Origin of the sequence: Pseudoalteromonas luteoviolacea H33-S, from assembly GCF_001625695.1 — a bacterium.
Lineage (GTDB): Bacteria > Pseudomonadota > Gammaproteobacteria > Enterobacterales > Alteromonadaceae > Pseudoalteromonas > Pseudoalteromonas luteoviolacea_B.
Window position 1 is genome coordinate 1 of sequence record NZ_AUXY01000141.1, and the last position, 577, is coordinate 577.

General features: G+C 36.2%; 1 protein-coding gene. It reads right to left on the reverse strand.

Translation table 11 applies throughout. From position 1 onward, the window contains the following. Positions 1 to 30: 30 nt before the first annotated feature. On the reverse strand, positions 31 to 375 hold the full coding sequence (locus tag N477_RS25470) for a hypothetical protein (protein WP_063360174.1): 345 nt from the start codon (positions 373 to 375) through the stop codon (positions 31 to 33). Positions 376 to 577 lie beyond the last annotated feature (202 nt).

The following is a 577-nucleotide window of genomic DNA, read 5'->3' on the forward strand; positions in this document are numbered from 1 at the left end:
GCCTATTTGATCAACAAGGCCTCTGTAAAATCAAAACTCGGAGTAACGCAATCTTGGCTTTGGGTTAAAATACACAAGAAAATCATGATTCTCAGCGCCTTTAGTAGAGTAAACTCTCAAAACCTTTTCTAAACCCCATGTTTGAAAAGCAATAGAAGAAACATTTTCTTTATATACATCAAATACAACCACATCATCCTGCACCAGTTTTACGCTTACGGAGCAGTTATAAAATGGTGAGTGGGTAAAGATTAAGCTGGCTCCATTATCGTACTGCATGATAAATGAAAATAGTCCTTCATCATGGCTGTACTCTTTAGAGTAACCAAAGCCTCTTTCAAAAAAATCCAATTCATCTGGATATTCGTAATTCAAATCTACAACCTTTAATCATTGAACTTAAACATCACGCCCCATATATACAGCAAAGAACGCCATACTCTTGATTACCTTAGGCTTTAAATTTAGCAAACTAACATTGACGAAATAGGAACGCACACCTTCTGCTTTGTGTTCAATATTTACGCAGAAAAACCAGCACATGTTAAGGTGCTGCTGAGACTGTAATAAAAACTGT